The sequence below is a fragment of the Paracoccus solventivorans genome (assembly GCF_900142875.1).
Lineage (GTDB): Bacteria > Pseudomonadota > Alphaproteobacteria > Rhodobacterales > Rhodobacteraceae > Paracoccus > Paracoccus solventivorans.
Map to the genome: position 1 here is coordinate 1 of NZ_FRCK01000015.1, position 19,098 is coordinate 19,098.

Annotated in this window: 16 protein-coding genes; 3 read left to right on the forward strand and 13 right to left on the reverse strand. The window is 61.7% G+C overall.

From position 1 onward, the window contains the following. Positions 1–144 precede the first annotated feature (144 nt). From BUB57_RS15565 to BUB57_RS15605, 9 genes are all read right to left on the reverse strand, one after another. Positions 145–963: an MBL fold metallo-hydrolase gene (locus BUB57_RS15565; protein ID WP_073068706.1), complete on the reverse strand. Its 819-nt coding sequence runs from the start codon at positions 961–963 to the stop codon at positions 145–147. A 154-nt stretch (positions 964–1,117) separates the two neighbouring features. Beyond that, complete coding sequence (locus BUB57_RS15570) at positions 1,118–1,684, reverse strand: biotin transporter BioY (RefSeq protein WP_047998012.1); 567 nt, start codon at positions 1,682–1,684, stop codon at positions 1,118–1,120. A 53-nt stretch (positions 1,685–1,737) separates the two neighbouring features. Continuing rightward, on the reverse strand, positions 1,738–2,904 hold the full coding sequence (locus tag BUB57_RS15575) for an acyl-CoA dehydrogenase family protein (RefSeq protein WP_073068708.1): 1,167 nt from the start codon (positions 2,902–2,904) through the stop codon (positions 1,738–1,740). After that, a complete protein-coding gene (locus BUB57_RS15580) occupies positions 2,901–4,907 on the reverse strand; it encodes an acetyl/propionyl/methylcrotonyl-CoA carboxylase subunit alpha (protein ID WP_073068710.1) in 2,007 nt (668 codons plus the stop codon). The genes BUB57_RS15575 and BUB57_RS15580 overlap by 4 nt, the downstream gene beginning before the upstream one ends. Next, positions 4,904–5,698: a crotonase/enoyl-CoA hydratase family protein gene (locus BUB57_RS15585; RefSeq protein ID WP_073068711.1), complete on the reverse strand. Its 795-nt coding sequence runs from the start codon at positions 5,696–5,698 to the stop codon at positions 4,904–4,906. Before BUB57_RS15585 ends, BUB57_RS15580 begins: the two co-directional genes overlap by 4 nt. Positions 5,699–5,708: 10 nt before the next feature. Then, the gene (locus BUB57_RS15590) at positions 5,709–7,307 is read right to left on the reverse strand and encodes an acyl-CoA carboxylase subunit beta (protein ID WP_073068713.1); all 1,599 of its coding nucleotides are present in this window, start codon (positions 7,305–7,307) and stop codon (positions 5,709–5,711) included. A gap of 3 nt (positions 7,308–7,310) precedes the next feature. Next, on the reverse strand, positions 7,311–7,940 hold the full coding sequence (locus BUB57_RS15595) for a TetR/AcrR family transcriptional regulator (RefSeq protein WP_073068715.1): 630 nt from the start codon (positions 7,938–7,940) through the stop codon (positions 7,311–7,313). 182 nt (positions 7,941–8,122) lie between these two features. Then, the gene (locus BUB57_RS15600; protein ID WP_073068717.1) at positions 8,123–8,953 is read right to left on the reverse strand and encodes an SDR family NAD(P)-dependent oxidoreductase; all 831 of its coding nucleotides are present in this window, start codon (positions 8,951–8,953) and stop codon (positions 8,123–8,125) included. Between the two features lie 24 nt (positions 8,954–8,977). After that, positions 8,978–10,162 (reverse strand): lipid-transfer protein, encoded by a 1,185-nt coding sequence (locus tag BUB57_RS15605; RefSeq protein WP_073068719.1) that lies wholly within the window; start codon positions 10,160–10,162, stop codon positions 8,978–8,980. Positions 10,163–10,440: 278 nt separating this feature from the next. Here BUB57_RS15605 and BUB57_RS15610 point away from each other — a divergent pair, with 278 nt between their 5' ends. Continuing rightward, complete coding sequence (locus BUB57_RS15610) at positions 10,441–11,052, forward strand: acyltransferase (RefSeq protein WP_073068720.1); 612 nt, start codon at positions 10,441–10,443, stop codon at positions 11,050–11,052. Positions 11,053–11,170: 118 nt separating this feature from the next. Here BUB57_RS15610 and BUB57_RS15615 read toward each other — a convergent pair whose 3' ends face one another. From BUB57_RS15615 to BUB57_RS15630, 4 genes are read right to left on the reverse strand one after another with little or no spacing between them, the layout of a single operon-like run. Then, positions 11,171–12,778 (reverse strand): acyl-CoA carboxylase subunit beta, encoded by a 1,608-nt coding sequence (locus BUB57_RS15615; RefSeq protein ID WP_073068722.1) that lies wholly within the window; start codon positions 12,776–12,778, stop codon positions 11,171–11,173. A gap of 2 nt (positions 12,779–12,780) precedes the next feature. Then, positions 12,781–13,296: an acyl-CoA carboxylase biotin carboxyl carrier protein subunit gene (locus BUB57_RS15620; RefSeq protein WP_073068724.1), complete on the reverse strand. Its 516-nt coding sequence runs from the start codon at positions 13,294–13,296 to the stop codon at positions 12,781–12,783. Next, positions 13,284–14,753: an acetyl-CoA carboxylase biotin carboxylase subunit gene (locus tag BUB57_RS15625; protein ID WP_073068726.1), complete on the reverse strand. Its 1,470-nt coding sequence runs from the start codon at positions 14,751–14,753 to the stop codon at positions 13,284–13,286. The genes BUB57_RS15620 and BUB57_RS15625 overlap by 13 nt, the downstream gene beginning before the upstream one ends. Then, positions 14,750–16,564, reverse strand: coding sequence for an acyclic terpene utilization AtuA family protein (locus BUB57_RS15630; protein WP_073068727.1), 1,815 nt, complete (start codon positions 16,562–16,564; stop codon positions 14,750–14,752). The genes BUB57_RS15625 and BUB57_RS15630 overlap by 4 nt, the downstream gene beginning before the upstream one ends. Before the next feature lie 101 nt (positions 16,565–16,665). Here BUB57_RS15630 and BUB57_RS15635 point away from each other — a divergent pair, with 101 nt between their 5' ends. Together BUB57_RS15635 and BUB57_RS15640 are read left to right on the forward strand one after the other, a co-directional pair. Next, a complete protein-coding gene (locus tag BUB57_RS15635; protein WP_073068729.1) occupies positions 16,666–17,880 on the forward strand; it encodes an acyl-CoA dehydrogenase family protein in 1,215 nt (404 codons plus the stop codon). Between the two features lie 14 nt (positions 17,881–17,894). After that, positions 17,895–19,094: an acyl-CoA dehydrogenase family protein gene (locus tag BUB57_RS15640; RefSeq protein WP_047998027.1), complete on the forward strand. Its 1,200-nt coding sequence runs from the start codon at positions 17,895–17,897 to the stop codon at positions 19,092–19,094. The last annotated feature ends 4 nt before the right edge of the window (positions 19,095–19,098 follow it).

Genomic DNA, 19,098 nt, shown 5'->3' on the forward strand with positions numbered 1-19,098 from the left:
ACCGTGATAATCTCCGACATGACCGCTCCCCTTTGTGGATCGTTGCAGACCCACCTTGGCACATCAGATGCCGTCGGGGGGCGGTCACATCATCAGAGCCATGTGCCCCCGGGCACATTAAGAATACGCATAATTCGTTTTATGTTAAGGCAATCTCCAGATCCCTTCGTCCTGAACCACCCGGGATTCTGAAAGAAGCTTCTCCAGATGCGCCGCGGCATTTCGTTCGGCGGCCATTGCAATATGCGGGTCAGATTTTTTGTAAACAGAAGTGGCGATATTCTGGAGCGAGTCGGAGGTACTTGAGAGGTGCGCGAGAATCTCCGACTCACGACGCATCCGGTTGGCGAGCAACCGTTTGACGTACGGTCCCGGGTCCCGGAGTACAGGTCCGTGACCCGGCAGGCTGACCTTATCGTTGCGATCGATTAGCCGCTGAAGCTGGGTGCAGTAATCGCGCATGTTGCCGTCAGGGGGGCTGACTATAGAACTGTTCCAACTCATCACGTGATCGCCTGTGAAAAGTACTCCATCCGGCCTCGCGAAGCAGAGGTGATCGCTCGCATGACCAGGTGTGTGCAGGACAGTAAGACCAGCGATCACCTGCCCGTCTTTCAAAAAGCCGTCAGGTTGAAACGCATCGTCAGGAAATGCGCGCGAAACATAAACCGGCAAACCTGTACGTTCGCGCAATGCCGGCACGGCCCCGAAATGATCGGAATGGTGATGTGTCAGGAGAATTCCGGCAGGGTTGGCTCCCAAATTCTCGACGATTGCTTCGAAATGTGCACTGTCTTCTGCTGGACCGGGGTCGATAATGAACCGACCGTCAGGAGTATCAATGATATAGCTATTCGTCCCGTGATAGGTCATCTTCCCGGGATTGTTGGCAACGATCCTTAGGATTCCCTCGGCCACCTCTACGCCCCGCGCACGAGGAGGGTCAGGCTCACCGTAAAACATGTTGTTTCTTGTCATTCTTTACGACCATGTGTTGATTGCGAACAATCCGTATCATGCAGCGCCGCCTCTTGCTCTTGCACAGTTTCGGAATCCTCAAGCTGGTTTTCAGCGCCGGTCGAACCCGGCACTGGAACAAAGCAACGAAGCCCAGCGTTCAAACACGGCCCCGATTTTGGAACCCTGTATACAGCACCACAGCAATTGCCGCCTTGGCCAGATCTCCAAGCAGGAACGGGTAAAGCCCGGCGTTCATCAATTTTTCTCCATAGCCGATAAAGCCGCCCAGCCAGAAGAGCCCTGCGCAGTACATAAGCATGGAACCGAAAAGTACAGCGACAGTTGCTCTGAATGCAGGCTGAAACCCTCTCAACTTTTGAACCATCCATCCAGCGGCAGCCGCTGCGAGTGCGAACCCAATCAAGTATCCGCCTGTGGGGCCGGCAATATAGACCAATCCGGCCGGCGCGGGAGGCGTGCCAGCGAAAACCGGAAGGCCAAGCGCGCCTTCCAGAAGGTAGATTACTACAACAAGTCCACCGCGAACTGGACCCAGAAAAAGTCCAAGGCCCAGGACTGCTAGGGATTGGGTCGACATCGGAACCGGGTAGAAAGGAACCACGATTTTCGCGGAGAGTGTCAGAAGAATGGTGCCGATGAGTATAGTTGCGAACTCTCGGGACAGACTTGCGAGTGGTTGGCGTTGAGTAGATTCCAAATTCATTTTGTTAGTCCTTGTGTCAGTTGGTCGTTGATATGGTTTTTGTAATGGTGAGTTCACATCCGCTTGGCGACCTCTTCGAGCATGACCTCGGTGGCACCGCCGCCGATGGCCTGGACACGGGCATCGCGCGACATGCGTTCCACGGGTGTTCCCCGCATATAGCCCATACCGCCATGGAACTGGACACAGTCGTAAAGCACGCTGTTTACCAGCTCGCCACAATAGGCCTTGACCATCGATACTTCTTTGACGCAATCGCCGCCCGCGGCATCTAGTGACGCAGCGTGAAAGGTAAGCTGACGTCCCGCTTCAATCCGGGTCTGGCAATCGGCCAATCGCTGGCGCACTGCCTGCTTGTCCCACAGCACACCACCGAAAGCCTTGCGCTGCTTGACGTAATCCACAGTCATTTCAAGTGCGGATTGCGCCTCGGCGCAGGCCATTGCACCCAGCACGATCCGTTCGTTCTGGAAGTTCTTCATCACCGAGTAGAAGCCCCGGTTCACCTCCCCCAGCACGTTCTCTGCCGGGATGCGCACATCCTCGAAGATCAGTTCGGCGGTGTCCGAGCACAGCCAGCCGGTCTTGTTCAGCGCCCGGCCGACAGAGAACCCCGGCGTGCCCTTTTCGACCGTGAACATGGTGATCCCGCGCGAGCCCTTGGCGTCCGGGTCGGTCTTGGCGCCGACGAAATAGATGTCGCCATGCACGCCGTTGGTGATGAACATCTTGGTGCCGTTGATCACCCAGTCCGATCCGTCCTGCACCGCGCGCGTGCGCATCCCCGCCACGTCAGACCCGGCGCCCGGTTCGGTCACGGCCACTGCGGCAATCTTTTCGCCCGAGGTGATCGAGGGCATCCAGCGCGCCTTTTGTTCGGGCGTACCGGCGTTTTCAAGATGCGGCGAGGCCATGTCGGTATGGACCAGAACCGTGGCCGAAAACCCGCCGAAGGTGGAGCGACCCGCTTCCTCGGCCAGCATGACGCTGGACATCACATTTAGCCCTGCGCCGCCATATTGCTCGTCATAGCGCATGCCCAGCACGCCCAGATCGCCCATCCGGCGCAGCACGTCACGCGGCACCATGCCATCCTTTTCCCAAGCGTCGGCCTTGGCCGTCACTTCGGTTTCGATGAAGCGGCGCAGCTGCGCGCGGATCATGTTCAGGTCCTCGCTGAACGGGCTTGTGGCCGCATCAATCATGTCATGCTTGGTCATTGGATTTCCTCTGGATCGAGTTTTACAAGGGGCGCTTGCCCGGCGACGGTGTCGCCGGCGGCGCAGTAGATTTCGGCTACGATGCCCGCAAACGGGGCGACCAGGCTTTGCAGCAGTTTCATCGCCTCAAGCACCACCAGTGTATCGCCCGCCGCGACCCGATCGCCGGGCGCGACCCGCAGTTCGACCACTGCACCGGGCATCGGCGCGACAAGCAAGTCTTCCCCGCCGACCTTTCCCGAAGCGCGTTGCAGGTGTCTGTCCTCCAGCGTTTCAATGGCAAACCCGGCCATACCATCCGGCGTTGACAGAAACACCTGCCAGTGTTTTTTCGTGCGGCGCAGGTGCGCGGCGCGGGTAAAGGGCACGCCGCCAACGCGCCCTGTCAGGCGGTCGGCGGTCAGGCCGGGCGCTTCGACGGTAACAGGGGTGTCGTCCGGCAATCTGATCGTCAGATGCCTTTTATCGCCCGCCGCGCTGGTCGGGTCTTCGTCGCCCAAGGCCCAATAGAAGGCAGCGCCGGGCCGGCCTGCGGGCGCGGTCAGACGCCACGCACCTAGACCTTGCCAAGGGGTGTTCCCGGCCGTCGGGACCAGATGCAAATGCAGGGCCAGTGTGGCCAGCGCGCGGCTTTGCGCATCGGGTGCGGGGGGTGCCCACCCGTTCACAAACATCTCGCCAAGCCCGGCGGTGTGATGCCGGATCGCGGCAAAGTCGGGATGAATTAACAAGGCGCGCTGAAACGCCAGGTTCAGCCCCAGCCCGCCCACGGCAAAGCCGTCGATTGCGGCCACGCTCTTGCGGATGGCCTGCGCCCGGTCCGGCGCATGGATGATCAGCTTGGCCAACATGGAATCGTAGTGATGGCCGACAGTTGAACCTTCCCCGACGCCCGTATCCAGCCGCACGCCCGAAGGCGGCACCCACAGCGTGATCCTGCCGGTTTCGGGGCGGTAATTCTCGGCCGGGTTTTCGGCGGCAACGCGCACTTCGATGGCGTGGCCTTCGAAGTGTACGTCGGGTTGCTGGAAAGTCAGCCGCTCGCCCCGCGCGATGCGCAACTGCCATTCGACCAAGTCGATTCCGGTGATCGCCTCGGTGACGGGATGTTCGACCTGAAGGCGGGTATTCATCTCAAGGAAGTAATAGGCGCGGCGCTCGGGGTCATATAGGTATTCAACCGTTCCGGCAGAGCGGTATCCGATCGCCTGTGCAAGGCGCACGGCGGCAGCGCGCATATGCTCGCGCAGATCGTCTGGCAGATTCGGCGCGGGGGCCTCTTCGATAAGCTTCTGGTGATTGCGTTGCAGCGAACAGTCCCGGTCGCCGAGATGCACCAGGTTGCCATGCGTGTCGCCCAGCACCTGCACCTCGACATGGCGGGAGCGGAGCGCATAGCGTTCCAAAAATACCGTCGGATCGCCGAACGCACCCTGCGCCTCTGCCCGGGCAGAGGCGATGGCCTTGGGCGCGTCGGCCATGTCGGTGACGAGACGCATCCCGCGTCCGCCACCGCCGGCGCTGGCCTTGACCAGGAATGGCACCCCAAGCGCGCCCGCCTCTTGCAGCAGGCGTGAATCCGATTGATCGGCACCGCTGTACCCGGGCAGCACCGGCACCCCTGCGGCCTCGGCCGCAGCCTTCGCCGCGATCTTGGACCCCATTTGAGCGATGGCATCGGGTTCCGGTCCGATAAAGACTAGACCTGCGGCCTCGACCGCTGCCGCGAAATCCGCGTTCTCGGACAGAAAGCCATAACCGGGATGCACCGCACCCGCGCCCGTGGCGCGCGCAGCCCCCAGGATGGCCGGGACGTTCAGGTAGCTTTCAGACGCAGCCGCCGGGCCGATACAGACAGCGTGATCCGCCTCGGCTACGAAGGGCGCGTCGCGGTCGGCCTCGGAAAAGACCGCAACCGTTTCCAGCCCCAGCTTGCGGCACCCGCGCTGGATGCGCCGGGCGATCTCGCCCCGGTTGGTAATCAGGACGCGGGTGAAACTCATTTCACTCTCCACGAAGGCACGCTCTTGTTGAGAAAGCTGTTGATGCCTTCAATGCCTTCCCCGGTTTCCCAGGCGTCGGCCAGACGGTCGGCGGTGTAGATCATGTTGGTTTCCAGATCGTGACTGGCGACATAAGCGATCAGTGCCTTGGTATCCGCCACCGCGCCGGGCGCTGCCTGAAGGTGATCGTGCACCACCCGTTCAACGGCGGCATCCAACGCGTCGGCGGCGACGACCTCGGTGAGTAGCCCGATCCTTTCGGCGCGCGCGCTGTCGAAGAGCGCGCCCGACAGCATGGTTTCACGCGCGTGCACCTTGCCGATGCGGGCCACCACGTAGGGCGAGATATTGGCGGGCAGCAGACCCAGTTTCACTTCGGTCAAGCCATAGCGTGCGCCTTCTGCGCCGATGGTATAGTCGCAGACCGAAATCATGCCCACGCCACCGCCATATGCCGGGCCGTTGATCCGCCCGATCAGGGGCTTTTGTAGCGTGTCCAGTCGGCGCAACAGATGCGCGAGCGTGGCGCTTTGTTCGACCCGCTCGGCGCGGGATTTTTCGACGTTGGAGGCGAACCAATTGAAATCCCCTCCAGCGCAAAAGCTAGTGCCGGCACCGGTCAGAACCACGATACGGACGCTTTTATCGGATACCAGTCGCCCGGCCGCGTCGCAAAGTTCGGTGATCAGCGTGCCGTTCAGGGCATTGTGCTTGTCCGGCCGGTTCAAGGTCAGGGTGGCGACGCCACGCGCATCGGTCTCAAGCCGGATGGTTTCATAAGTTGTCGTCATTTCACCGACCTCACATTCTGAATACGGGCGTGTGGCGCTCGACCTTGGGGACAGAAGAAACGACGGCCAGGCACAGGCCTAGAATGTCACGGGTTTGCCCGGGCTCGATCAACCCGTCATCCCATAGACGCGAAGTGGCGTAATACGGATCGGACTGTTCGCCATATTGGGCACGTACCTGCGTCTCGATCTCAGCAAGATCGGTCTCTATCTTTTCAGGTTCGCCGGCTTTCTGGCGGCGCAGCTCCTGCATCACGTTGGTCGCGATGTCCGCGGACATGGTGGCCAACTCCGCCATCGGCCAGGCAAAGAGGAAATTCGGTGCAAATCCGCGTCCGCACATGCCGTAATTACCCGCTCCATAGGATCCGCCAAGCAGGACTGACAATCGCGGCACCTTGGCAACCGACATGGCATAGACCAGCTTGGCGCTGTTCTTGGCGATGCCGCCGCGCTCCGCCTCGGTCCCGACCATGAAACCCGCGATGTTGTGCAAGAACAGTAGCGGGATATTGCGCTGGTCGCACATCGAGACGAACTGCGCCCCCTTCAGCGAACTGTCCGACATGAGCGCGCCGTTGTTGGCCAGGATACCGACCCGATAGCCGTGGATCCGCCCGGTGCCGCAAACCAGCGTCTCACCCCAGCCGGGCTTGAATTCGCGGAACTCGCCCGCGTCGATCATGCGCAGCAGAACCTCGCGCATGTCGTAGGGCTGCTTGCGGTCGGCGCTGATGATGCCGAGCAATTCTGACGGATCATGCGCGGGCGGCGCGGGGGCTGCGTCGGGCGGCATCGGGCGCGATGGACCAAGTTCTGCTACGATGTCGCGCATCAGCGCCAGCGCATGGTATTCGTCTTCTGCCAGATGGTCGGACACGCCCGAGACGCGGCTATGCATCTCGGCACCGCCCAGCGTTTCGCCATCGACCTCTTCGTTGATCGCCACCTTGACGATCGAGGGCCCGCCCAGATGGATGCGCGCGTTGCCGCGCACCATGATGACCTCGTCCGACAGCGCGGGAATATAGGCCCCGCCTGCCGTGCAGCCGCCGAACACGGCCGAGATCTGCGGCAAGCCGCTGGCCGACATGTTGGTCTGGCGATAGAAGGAATTGCCGAAATGGCGGGCGTCGGGAAAGACCCGGTCCTGCTCGGGCAGATAGGCCCCGCCGCAATCCACCAGATAAAGGCAGGGCAACCGGTTTTCCGCCGCGATTTCCTGGGCGCGGATGTGCTTTTGCACCGTCTCGTGGTAAAATGATCCGCCCTTCACCGTCGCGTCATTGGCGATCACCATGCAGGGCAGCCCATGAACGATGCCGATGCCTGTCACGATTCCCGCACCTGGCACCTCGCCGCCGTATTGCCCGTAGGCCGCGAGCGACGACAGTTCCAGAAACGCCGTGCCCGGATCCACCAGCAAGTCGATCCTCTCGCGTACCAGCAGCTTGCCGCGCTTGCGGTGGCGCTCGACCATGTCGAGGCGCCCGCCCGAGGTGGCCACGGCCATCCGCGCGCGCAAGGTCTCGACCCGCGCGCTTTGCGCCTGGTGATTCCGCGCATAGATCTCTGATGCGGTCAGCACTGCTGTTTCAAGGCGCGCCATGGCTCAGGTCTCCTGTCTTTCAAGTATTCCGTTGAGGAACACATCGGCATAGGTGCGTGACAGCGCCTCTGCGCTGCCGCGGTGCGGATCGAACCATTCAAGCGTGGCGTTCAGCGCACCGATCAACATCAGGCGCAGGCGGCGGATGTCCACTTCGCGTTTCAGCGCACCGTCTGCCTGAATCCGGGACAACAGGTTGTCCCATTCGGCCTCATAGGCCCGGCGCGTGTGCAGATTGGCATCGCGGACGGATTGCGGCACCTGCCCGAAAATGCGCACATTGGCCGAGGAATAATCGCTGACGTCCAGAAGCGCGCGCAGATGCGCCCTGATCGCTGCCCGCAGGATCGCCTCGGCGCCGGCGCCCTCGGGCAAGGCGGAAACGGCTTGGCGCATGCTCTCATGAACGACCTGAATACCTGCATCCAGAACGGCCGCGACGATCTCATCCTTGGAGCCGAAATGGTAATATATGCTGCCCGCCTTGATCCCTGCGGCTGCGGCGATTTTTCTGAGTGACACCGACCCATAGCCCTGCTCGCGAAACAGCCGCGCCGCAACATCCAGGACGCCACCACGCCCGACCGCCCCCCGGGGGATCTCGTTGAGCTTACTCGCTGTGGTATTCGCCATGGGGTCTCTTTACAGTATATTGCCTAACTAACAGCTGTTAGGCAATTGGTGCCAATGAGTCAATCGCCCCGAACGTGTTGGATTGGAACTTGTGGCAAATCCCGTTCGGGTAATCGTCATACGGCCGCCCGGAAATGTCAGTCGCCCGCCAAGGCCCGAAAACGTGGCTTGGCGGGCTTGGGTCAGATCGTGAAACCGCCGCCGCAAATGATATGCTGACCCGAAATGAAGTTCGATTCGGGCGTGCAGAACAAATAGACCGCACTGGCGGCCTCTTCCGGAGTGCCGACCCGGCCCAGCGGGATCATGCGCTCCATCTGGGACAAGAGATCGGGGTTCACACCAACCTTGATCTCTTTGTCTTCCACCTTGATCGTGCTGTCGCCTTTGGCGCTGCCCTCGGTCAGCCGCGTGCGGATCGGGCCAAAGGCCACCGCGTTGACATTGACCTTGTAGCGGCCCCATTCCTTGGCCATCGTCCGGGTGACACCCAGAATACCGGCCTTGGCGGCGGCGTAGTTGATCTGGCCGGCATTACCGCCGGTCCCCGCGATGGATGAGATATTCACCACCTTGCGGAACACTTCCTGCCCTGCAGCAGCCTCTTCTTTGGCCTTGGCGCTGATCACCGGCTGGGCGGCGCGCAGAATCCTGAAGGGCGCGGTCAGGTGAACGTCGATGATCGCCTGCCACTGTTCATCGGTCATCTTCTGAACGACGCTGTCCCAAGTGTAGCCGGCATTGTTCACGATGATGTCCAGTCCGCCAAAGCTGTCCACGCCCGTTTTGATGAAACGTTCGGCAAAACCGTCTTCAGTCACGCTGCCGGCGCAAACCATTGCTTCGCCGCCAGCCGCACGAATCGCCTCGGCGGTGTCATTGGCCGGGTCGGCATCCAGATCGTTGACCACCACGCGCGCCCCTTCCGAGGCCAGCTTGAGCGCGATCTCGCGACCGATACCTCGGCCCGAACCGGAGACCAGCGCAACGCGCCCGTCAAGATTTCCAGTCATGTTTTCTCCTCCCGATTGGTGCTGTCACGCTTTTTCATAAAGCGTGGTCACACAAGCTCCGCCGAGACCCAGATTATGCTGGAGCGCCAGCCGCGCACCATCGACCTGCCGGGCGTCGGCCTGCCCGCGCAGCTGCTGGACTAGCTCGGTGCATTGGGCAAGGCCGGTCGCCCCGAGCGGATGCCCCTTGGACAACAGCCCGCCCGACGGATTAGTCACGTATTTGCCGCCATATGTGTTGTCGCCATCGTCGACGAATTTCGCCGCATCACCGCGACGGCAAAGCCCAAGCGCCTCATAGGTGATCAGCTCGTTATGGGCGAAACAGTCATGCAGTTCTACCACGTCCACATCCTGAGGCCCGATGCCCGCCGCCTCATAGACCTTATCCGCGGCACGTTTTGCCATCGAATAGCCGACGACCTCACGCATGTCATGCGCGCCGAAAGTTTCCGGGCCGTCCGTCGTCATGGCCTGAGCGGCAATGCGGACCGAGCTGTCCAGACCGTGCTTGTCGGCGAAGGCCTTGGAGCACACGATTGCCGCAGCCGCGCCACAGGTCGGCGGGCACGCCATCAGCTTGGTCATGACGTCGGGCCAGACGATCTGCGCCGCCATCACTTCTTCTGGCGTCACTTCCTGCCGGAACAGCGCCACCGGGTTCTTGGCCGCATGCCGACTGGCCTTGGCGCGGATTTTCGCGAAGGTTTCCAGCGTAGTGCCGAACTCTTCCATATGCGCTTTGCCCGCGCCGCCGAAATAGCGCAGCGCCAGCGGAATATCGGGATTGCTGATCAGAGCGTCGGTTTCTTCGTCGAACGCCGCAAACGGGCTGACCCGATCGTGGAACATCGCGCCGATTGCGCCGGGCTGCATCTGCTCGAACCCTAGTGCCAGAGCACATTCCACTGCGCCGCTTTCAACGGCCTGGCGGGCCAGGAACAGGGCAGACGAACCGGTCGAGCAGTTGTTGTTCACATTCAGAACCGGGATGCCGGTCATGCCGACTTGATACAAGGCCCGCTGGCCACAGGTGCTGTCGCCGTAGACATAGCCAACATAGGCCTGCTGAACCTTGTCATAATCCAGACCCGCATCGGCCAGGGCAGAACGGGTGGCTGCGGTCGCCATCACATCATAGCTATCAGATTTTCCCGGCTTCTGAAATGGGACCATCCCGACGCCGACGACATAGGCTTTGTCTTTCATTTCTCTCTCTCCCATGCTTGGTCTGGCTGTTGTGAACGGGAAGCCATCTCAATTTCTAACATATGTTTGATTTTAGCGCTTAGCCTAGATAACTGTCAACATAGCTAAACCGTGATTTAGGGCGCTTGCGTCATTTGCTAACACATGACTGATTTTCGTGATCGCGCGTTCCGGAAGCCAGCACCTTTCAGGCTTTCGGGTCCCGACTGGACGGTCGATGAGCGTTTGACGTCTGGTTCCGGTAACCAGTGGATCCCAACCCACAAAAAGGAGAGATAATGGCGTATTGTTATGAATTCAAAGGGTTCGTTCCCGTTGTGCCCGAGGATACATATGTCCATCCTCAGGCGGTTCTGATCGGAAATGTCATCCTGGGTCATGGGTGCTATATCGGACCCGGAGCAAGCCTGCGGGGCGATTTCGGCAGGATCGTGATCGGGGATGGCGCCAATGTGCAGGACAACTGCATCATCCATTCGTTTCCCGGCCGCGAGGCAATGGTGGGCACCGACGGTCATATCGGCCACGGCGCGATCCTGCACGGTTGCAAAGTGGGACGGAACGCCTTGGTCGGGATGAATGCCGTCATCATGGATGGAGTAGAGCTTGGTGCGGAATCAATCGTCGGCGCGCAGGCGTTCGTGCGGGGCGAAACGATAATTCCACCGCGCTCGATGGTGGTCGGATCGCCGGCAAGGGTGATCCGCGACGTCACCGAGAAGGAAGTCGCTTGGAAAACACGCGGAACTGCCGAGTATCAGCAACTCGCGCGCGACTGTCTGGCCGGATTGAAGCCCGTCGAGCCGCTGAAGGCGGTAGAGACCGACAGGCCGCATATGGTCGCCTCCGACGTCGTATCCATTCAGGAGGCGCGGCAGAAGCCATCCTGACATATCCGGCAAACCGGACAGGTCAGGCTTCCCGCGAGCCTCAAAAGCCCCCGTTGGCATCGCCTTGACGCGGGACGGCAACTCCGTAATCCAGTGTGCCGCCCTGCCCTTCAAGCCGTCACAGCCGGAATATCCCATAATGCGGATCGTCGATCGGCGCGTTCAGCGCAGCAGAGATCGACATACCGAGCGCGTTGCGCGTGTCCGCCGGGTCGAGAATGCCGTCATCCCACAATTCCGAGGTCGAGGTATAGGCCTCGACATCGCGCCGGAACTTCTCCAGCACCGGGTCGCGGATCGCGGCGATTTCCACTTCGGTCAGTTGCTTGCCTTCGCGTTCAAGCTGCCGGATCTTGACGTCGGCCATGGTGTTGGCGGCCTGATCCGCCCCCATCACGCCGATTTCCGCCTGCGGCCACATGAACAGCGTGCGCGCATCCCAGGCCCGCCCGCACATGCCGTAATTGCCGGCCCCGTAGGACGCATTGGCAATCACGGTGAACTTGGGCACGACCGAGCCGCCCTGCGCCATCAGCATCTTGGCGCCGTCCTTGGCGATGCCGCGTTCCTCGTATTCGCGGCCGACCATGTAGCCGGTGATGTTCTGGAAGAACACCAGCGGCGTACGGTTCTGGTTGCATAGCTGCATGAAATGCGCGGCCTTCAGCGAGCTGTCGTTGAACAGCACCCCGTTATTGGCGAGGATCCCCACCTTGAAACCCCAGATATGGGCAAAACCGCAAATCATCGTGGTTCCGTAATCCGGCTGGTATTCGTGAAACCGCGAACCGTCCACGATTCGGGCAAGAACCTCGCGCATGTCGAACTGGGTCTTCCGGTCCTTGGGGATGATCCCGTAAAGTTCCTTGGGATCGTAATAGGGCTCCTCATGCGCCGCCGTTTCGATGATGGTTTTTGGCATACGCTTCCACTGACTGACAATCTCGCGCGCCAGTGCAAAGGCGTGCTGTTCTGTGGCGGCGCGATAATCTCCCGTCCCCGAGACAGAGGTGTGCATCACCGCGCCGCCAAGCTCCTGCACGCTGACCTCTTCGCCGGTGGCCGCCTTGACCAGTGGCGGACCGCCCAGAAAGATCGCCCCGGTGCCCTCGATGATGATGTTGTAATCGCTCAGCGTCGGCACATAGGCGCCGCCCGCGGTGCAATGCCCGCCAACGATGGCAATCTGCGGGATATTGGCCTGGCTCAGCTTGACCTGGTTGCGAAACACCCGGCCGCCCAGATAGCGGTCGGGAAACACGCCGTGTTGCAGCGGCAGGAAGCCCCCGGCGCTATCGCAGATATGGACGACCGGCAAACGGTTTTCCAATGCGACATCCAGAAGCCGCACGATCTTTTTAACGGTATGCGGATACCACGCCCCGCCCTTGACGCTCGCATCGTTGGCGTGGATGGCCACCTCGCGGCCCTGCACGATGCCGATGCCGGTCACCACGGCGGCACCGGGCACGGCGCCATCATATTCGCGGCAGGCGGCCAGCGTCGAGAATTCAAGGAACGGCGTGCCCGGATCGAGCAGCAGCTTCAACCGCTCGCGCACGCCCAGTTTGTTCTGGCGTGCCAAGCGGTCGATGTCCCGTTGGGGCCGCTCGAAACGCGCCGCATGCTGGCGGGCGTGAAACTCCTTCAGCCGTTCGGACATGGCGGCGAAATTGGCCTTGTAGTCGGCGGCATTGGTGTCGATATGGCTTTCGATCCGGCGCATTGTCAGTCCTCCTGCGGGGTCAGTTGGGCAAGGACGGCCTTCAGGCCGAAACTGTCACCCGCGGTAAAAGGCATTTCGGCAACCACACCGTCGCGCGGCGCGGTCAGGGTGGTTTCAAGCTTCATGCTTTCGATGACCAGAAGCGGCTGGCCTTCTGTAACGGTGTCTCCGGGCTTAACCGCCACCGAAACGACGACCCCCGGCATCGGCGCCAACAGTCGATCACCCCCTGCAGCGCCCTCCCTGCCGGCAAGCCGGTCGTCGGGATCGACCCTCCCAACCTCGAAGGTGCGCCCGTTCAAATGTATGAAGGTAGATTCCGACCCGACCGCCAGCCGCAACTCATGCGCCCGCCCCCCGGTCCGCAGCACATGTGCGCCCGGCGCCCCGGTCGGGTCCAGTTGGCAGGGAACTGCGCCATCTGGCATGTTCAGGACAAAGCGGCTGCCATCATGGGTTAGCCAGCATTCGGCCTCATGGCCGGCGATCATGAATATTCTGCGCATCAGTTTCTCCACCCGCCCATCTTGCGGTGCATTTCGGGTATCTGCATCACGTCGGTCACCAGACGTTGATCAGACAGGGCCGCCGCCGCCATAAGCAGGGTGGATACATCCTCGCCCGGCGCGGTCAGCACATCCGCCTGTTCGGCTAGAAACCCGGTTGAAACATCGCCCGACGCAAAATCGGGATGTGCAAGGATCGCGTCCAGATAGCCGGTGTTGGTCGTCACCCCGAGGATGACGTAATTCTGCACGGCGTTCCGCGCACGGGCGATGGCCTGTGCGCGATCTGCCCCATGCACGATCAGTTTGGACAGCATCGGGTCGAAATCGGTCGTGACCTTGCCGCCGTCCAGAATGCCGCTGTCTACCCGGACGCCCTCGCCTTGGGGTTCGTCCAGCAGCAGGATATCCCCAATCGCGGGCCGGAAATCGGCCGTCGCGTCCTCGGCACAGATGCGCAGCTCGATCGAATGGCCGGTCTGCCGAATATCCGACTGCGCCGCGCTCAGCCCCTCGCCCGCCGCGATGCGCAACTGTTCGGCGACCAGATCGAAGCCCGTCACCATCTCGGTCACCGGATGTTCGACCTGAAGGCGGGTGTTCATTTCGAGAAAGTAGAAGGCCCCGTCCTGCGCATAGATGAACTCGACGGTTCCGGCACCCCGATAGTTGACGGCGCGCGCAATTCCGGCGGCGGTTTCGCAGATTTCCAGACGTTGCTCGGGCGAGAGCGCGGGCGAGGGCGTTTCCTCGATGATCTTCTGGAACCGGCGCTGGATCGAGCATTCCCGCTCCCAGAAATGCACCACGTTGCCCTGTCCGTCGCCCATCACCTGCACCTCGATATGGCGCGGGCGCTCGATATAGCGTTCGACGAACAGACGACCGTCGCCGAAGTACCGCTGGCCTTCGCGGCGGGCGGTTTCGATCTCGGTTTTCAACGTGCTGTCCTCGCGCACGATGCGCATCCCCTTACCGCCGCCGCCCGCCGAGGGTTTGATGAGAAGCGGATAGCCCAGGGTGCGGGCGCGTTCGACGAATGTCGTGGGGTCGTCATCCTCGATCGCCGAGGGGGCGATGGGAAAGCCGCGCGCCTCGACAAAGGCGCGCGCGCGGACCTTGTCGCCCATTAGGTCGATGACCTCGGAGGTCGGGCCGACAAATGTCACACCGGCCTCTTCCAGCGCCGCGACGAAACCGGCATTCTCCGACAGAAAGCCGTAGCCGGGATGCACCGCATTAGCTCCGATCTTTCTTGCGGCCGCAACGATCTGCGAAATATCGAGATAAGCCGCTACAGGCGTTGGGCCGTCGATCATCACAACCTCATCCGCGATCAGATGGGCCGGCCCCTCTTGTTCGGCGACGTGGCGCAACACGGCCGTTGCAAGGCCGCGGGCCTTGGCGGTGCGCAACACGCGCGCCGCGATTTCACCCCGATTGGCGACCAGGAGTTTTGAAATAGTCATGGTATTACCCTCTTGTTCGGGTCCGGGGTGTTCAGCCCGTCGCGCGCGGCCAGGTCGGCCGGCACGGGAATTTCGATATCCAGCAGCATCTGGGCAAACCCCTTGCCTTGCGGATCGATGCGGACCGAGGCGATGCCGCCCCCGCCCAGCGATTCATGCAGGAGGAAATTCAGCGAATGGCTTCCCGGCAGGTCGAATCGCTCGACCTTGCCTTCGCAGACATGGGAGAAATAGTCTTTTACCACCTCTTCGCTGAGAGCCGACCGGATAAAAGGCAGGTAGTCTGGCTTGCGCGCCAGGATACCGATATTGGCGACATCCCCCTTGTCGCCCGACCGTCCCCAGGCCAGATCGACGAGGCGCACCTTGACCGCGTCCGGACCGGGCTCGCGGCTATCTGCAGGCGGTGCGGCAGGCGGATCAAGATGGACTGGCTTGGTGGCCACGGTGAAGGGCACATCGCTGCCGTCGACCTCGACTGCGACGGGGGTGTCGGCCTTGTCCTGCAGGAACGAGAACAGCCGCACCACCGGCTGCACCTTGGGCCGCCCGGCAAAGAACCCGGTCAGCCCCTGCGCGGTCGAGATGGCCATCGGTGCGATCTCGCCAGCGAAGATGTTGAGCGCGGCGCGGTCGTCATGGATCGCGCCGATCTTGAGCACAACTTCGCGCGTCTGGGCGCGGGCGTTCGCGCCATAGGCGGCCTCGGCGCCCAACACTTCGACGTTGACCTGCCGGAAATCGCCCAGGTTGCGGTTGCGGAGAATCCGGCGGCAGCGGGTCAGGATCGCCTCGGCCACGCGTTCGGCCTTGGCGGGTGCGTCAATCGCGGCTAGTGTCAGGGTGGAAACAGCGCGCCAGCCATCGGCATGGGTCGCCGACACCTTGTAGCTTCCGGTACGCCCGAGACCCTTGCCGCCTTTGACCAACACCCGATCCGTCCCGACCTGGTCCAGCGTGACCTGCGACCAGTCGCAGATCACGTCGGGCAGAAGGTAAGCGCGCGGATCGCCGATTTCATAGAGCATCTGCTCTCCGACCGACCCGGGCACGACCAGCCCGCCCGTGTCTGGTGTTTTGGTCATGACAAAACTGCCGTCTTCGGAGACCTCGACAATGGGCATCCCCATGTCGTCCCAGCCCGAAACGTCCTGCCAGTCCGTGAAATTGCCGCCGGTCCCTTGGGGGCCGCACTCGATCAAATGGCCCGCCAACGATCCCTGGCTGAGCTTGTCCCAATCATCGTCGCCCCAGCCGAATTCATGCATCAGGGGCCCAAGCGCCACCGCGCTGTCGGCGCAGCGCCCGGTGATCACGATGTCGGCCCCGGCATCCAGCGCCGCCGCGATTGGGCGGGCGCCCAGATAGGCGTTCATGCTCCAGATATCGTCGGGAAACGCGACGCCCGAGAACATCTCCGTCTGACCACCGGCGCGGATATCGTCGGCCCGCGCCGACAAATCATCGCCCAGCACAACACCGATGGACACATCTATCCCGGCCTCGGCGGCGACTTTAGCCAGCGTATCGCGGCAGCCACGCGGGTTCACACCCCCGGCGTTGGCAACGACCTTGATCCCCTTGGCCTTGATTTCCGGCAACCAGGGCGCCAGCGCCGTAACGAAATCCGGCGCATAACCCGCATCGGGCGACTTGGCGCGGGCTCGCGCCATCAGCGACATCGTCACTTCGGCCAGATAGTCGAACACCAGATAGTCGATCTCGCCTTTGGAGACCAGTTGACCGATCGCTTCAGGCGTATCGCCCCAGAATCCCGATGCGCACCCGATGCGCAGTTTTCGATCCGACATGTGCGTTTTCCTCCCACTTGATCAGCGGCCTTGAAATATTTTCTAACATATGTTTGATTTTGGTCAACGCTGCAGATAACTACTTTTGGGAGGATGAAGAAATGACAACTCAGAGTGAGGCTATCTCGGCTGATCTGGCGGCCATCAGGGCAAATTATTCGCTGACCGATGAGCAGCGCCAGATCGTCGATCACGTGGCGCGGGTGTCCCGCGAGGTTCTTCACCCGCTACAGGCACGCATGGACCAAGAAGATTGGTGGCCTGACGATCTTTTCAAGCAGATGGGCGAACTTGGCCTTCTGGGAATCACGGCCCCGGAGGCTTTGGGCGGATCGGGCCAGAACGAGTTTACCCAGGCGCTGGTGTCGGAGGTGATTTCGAAGTGGAACCCCGCCGTCGGCCTGTCGCATGGCGCGCATGACAACCTGTGTCTGAACAACCTGCTGCGCAACGGCTCCGAAGCGCAGGTGAAAAAATATGTGCCGGGGTTGTGTTCGGGTGACCTGGTCGGGGGGCTAGGGCTGACCGAGCCCGGCGCGGGATCCGATGCGCTTGGCTCCATGGCCACCACCGCTCGTCGTGATGGCGACGACTATGTCATCAACGGCTCGAAAATCTACATCACCAACGGACCGATTGCCGATGTGATCCTGCTCTATGCCAAGACCGACAAATCCAAAGGCGCCAAGGGCATTTCCGCCTTCATCATCGAAACCGACAATCCCGGCTTCAAAGTGGCGCAGAAACTGGACAAGATGGGCTTTCGCGGCTCGCCTACAGGCGAGCTGGTATTCGAGGACTGTCGCGTTCCGGCCTCGGCCATGCTGGGGGTCGAAAACTCCGGCGTTGCAGTGGTGATGAGCGGGCTTGATCTAGAACGAGCGATGGTCGCTTCGGTCTGCGTCGGCATGGCCGAACGCGCGCTTGAACTGGGTCTGGAATACGCGAAGATGCGCGAACAGTTCGGCAAGCCGATCGCCAGTTTCCAGATGATGCAGTCGAAACTGGCAGAGATCTACACCGAGGTCGAAACCGCTCGGGCCTTCAGTTATCGGGCCTTGGCGGCCTGTGTCGGCTTGCCGAAGGGTGCAGGGGGTCGCGGTGAGATCCACAAGCTGACCGCGGCCGCCTGCCTTTACGCGGGAGAGGCCTTCAACAAGGCCGTCACCGAAGCCTGCCACATCCACGGCGGCTCGGGCTACATGCAGGACACCGAGATCAACCGGCTGTTCCGCGCCAACAAGCTGCTGGAGATCGGCGCGGGCACCAGCGAAGTGCGCAAGATCATCATCGCCGAAGAACTTTTGCGCGCCTGAGGGGGGACGAGACCATGAATAAGCAACTGCGCAACGACATCAATCTTCCGACACATTTCATGACAGACGAACAGCAGGCATTGGCCGATCAGGCCGGAAAGTTCTTCTTTTCCGAGTTCCACCACCTGAACGCGGAGATGGACGACACCGACGACCTGCCGCCTTCGGTCTTTCCCAAGCTGGGCGAAATGGGCTATCTCGGCCTCAACGTTCCGCCGGAATTCGGCGGCGCGGGGCTCGACTTCACCTCGGCCTGCATCATCACCGAACAGCTGTCGCGCGCCTCGGCGGCCATCGGGTTGACCCATGTCGCGCATGACAACCTGTGCGTCAACAACATCTACCGAAACGCCAATGACGATCTGCGCCGCAAGTATCTGCCCGGCCTGTGCAACGGCACCCTGGTGGGCGCGCTTGGCCTGACCGAACCGGGCGCCGGGTCGGACGCGCTCGGCTCGATGAGGACCACGGCGAAGAAGGATGGCGATGACTATATCCTGAACGGCACCAAGATATACATCACCAACGGGCCGATTGCCGACTTGGTGCTGGTCTATGCCAAGACCTCGCCCGAAAAGGGCGCCAAGGGCATTTCCGCCTTCATCGTCGAAACCGACACGCCCGGCTTCAAGGTGGCGCAGAAGCTCAACAAGATGGGTTTTCGCGGCTCGCCCACTGGCGAGCTGGTGTTCGAGGATTGCCGGGTGCCTGCGAAGAACATGGTTGGCAAGCTGGACGGCGGCGTTGCGGTGACAATGTCGGGGCTGGACCTGGAGCGCGCCATCGTCTGCTTCAATGCCCTGGGGATTGCGCAGCGGGCGCTGGATATTTCCATCGATTACGCCAAGACGCGGCAGCAGTTCGGCAAGCCGATCGCCAGTTTCCAGATGGTGCAGGCGATGCTGGCCGACATGTATACCCAGATCGAGGCGGCGCGCAGCCTGTCGCTGAAGACGGCCGCCATGTGCGAGGGGCTGGAAGAGGGCGAAGGCGGACGCGGCGAGATCCACAAGCTGACCGCTGCGGCGATCTTCAAGACCGCCGCGGCGACGTCCTTCGTGCTGGACAAGGCGGTGCAGATCCACGGGGGTTCGGGCTACATGCGTGATACCGAAGTGAACCGCCTCTACCGCACCGGACGTGTGCTGGAGGTCGGCGCGGGCACCCAGGAGGTGCGCAAGCTGATCATCGCCGGCGAACTGCTGAAAAACTGAGGGG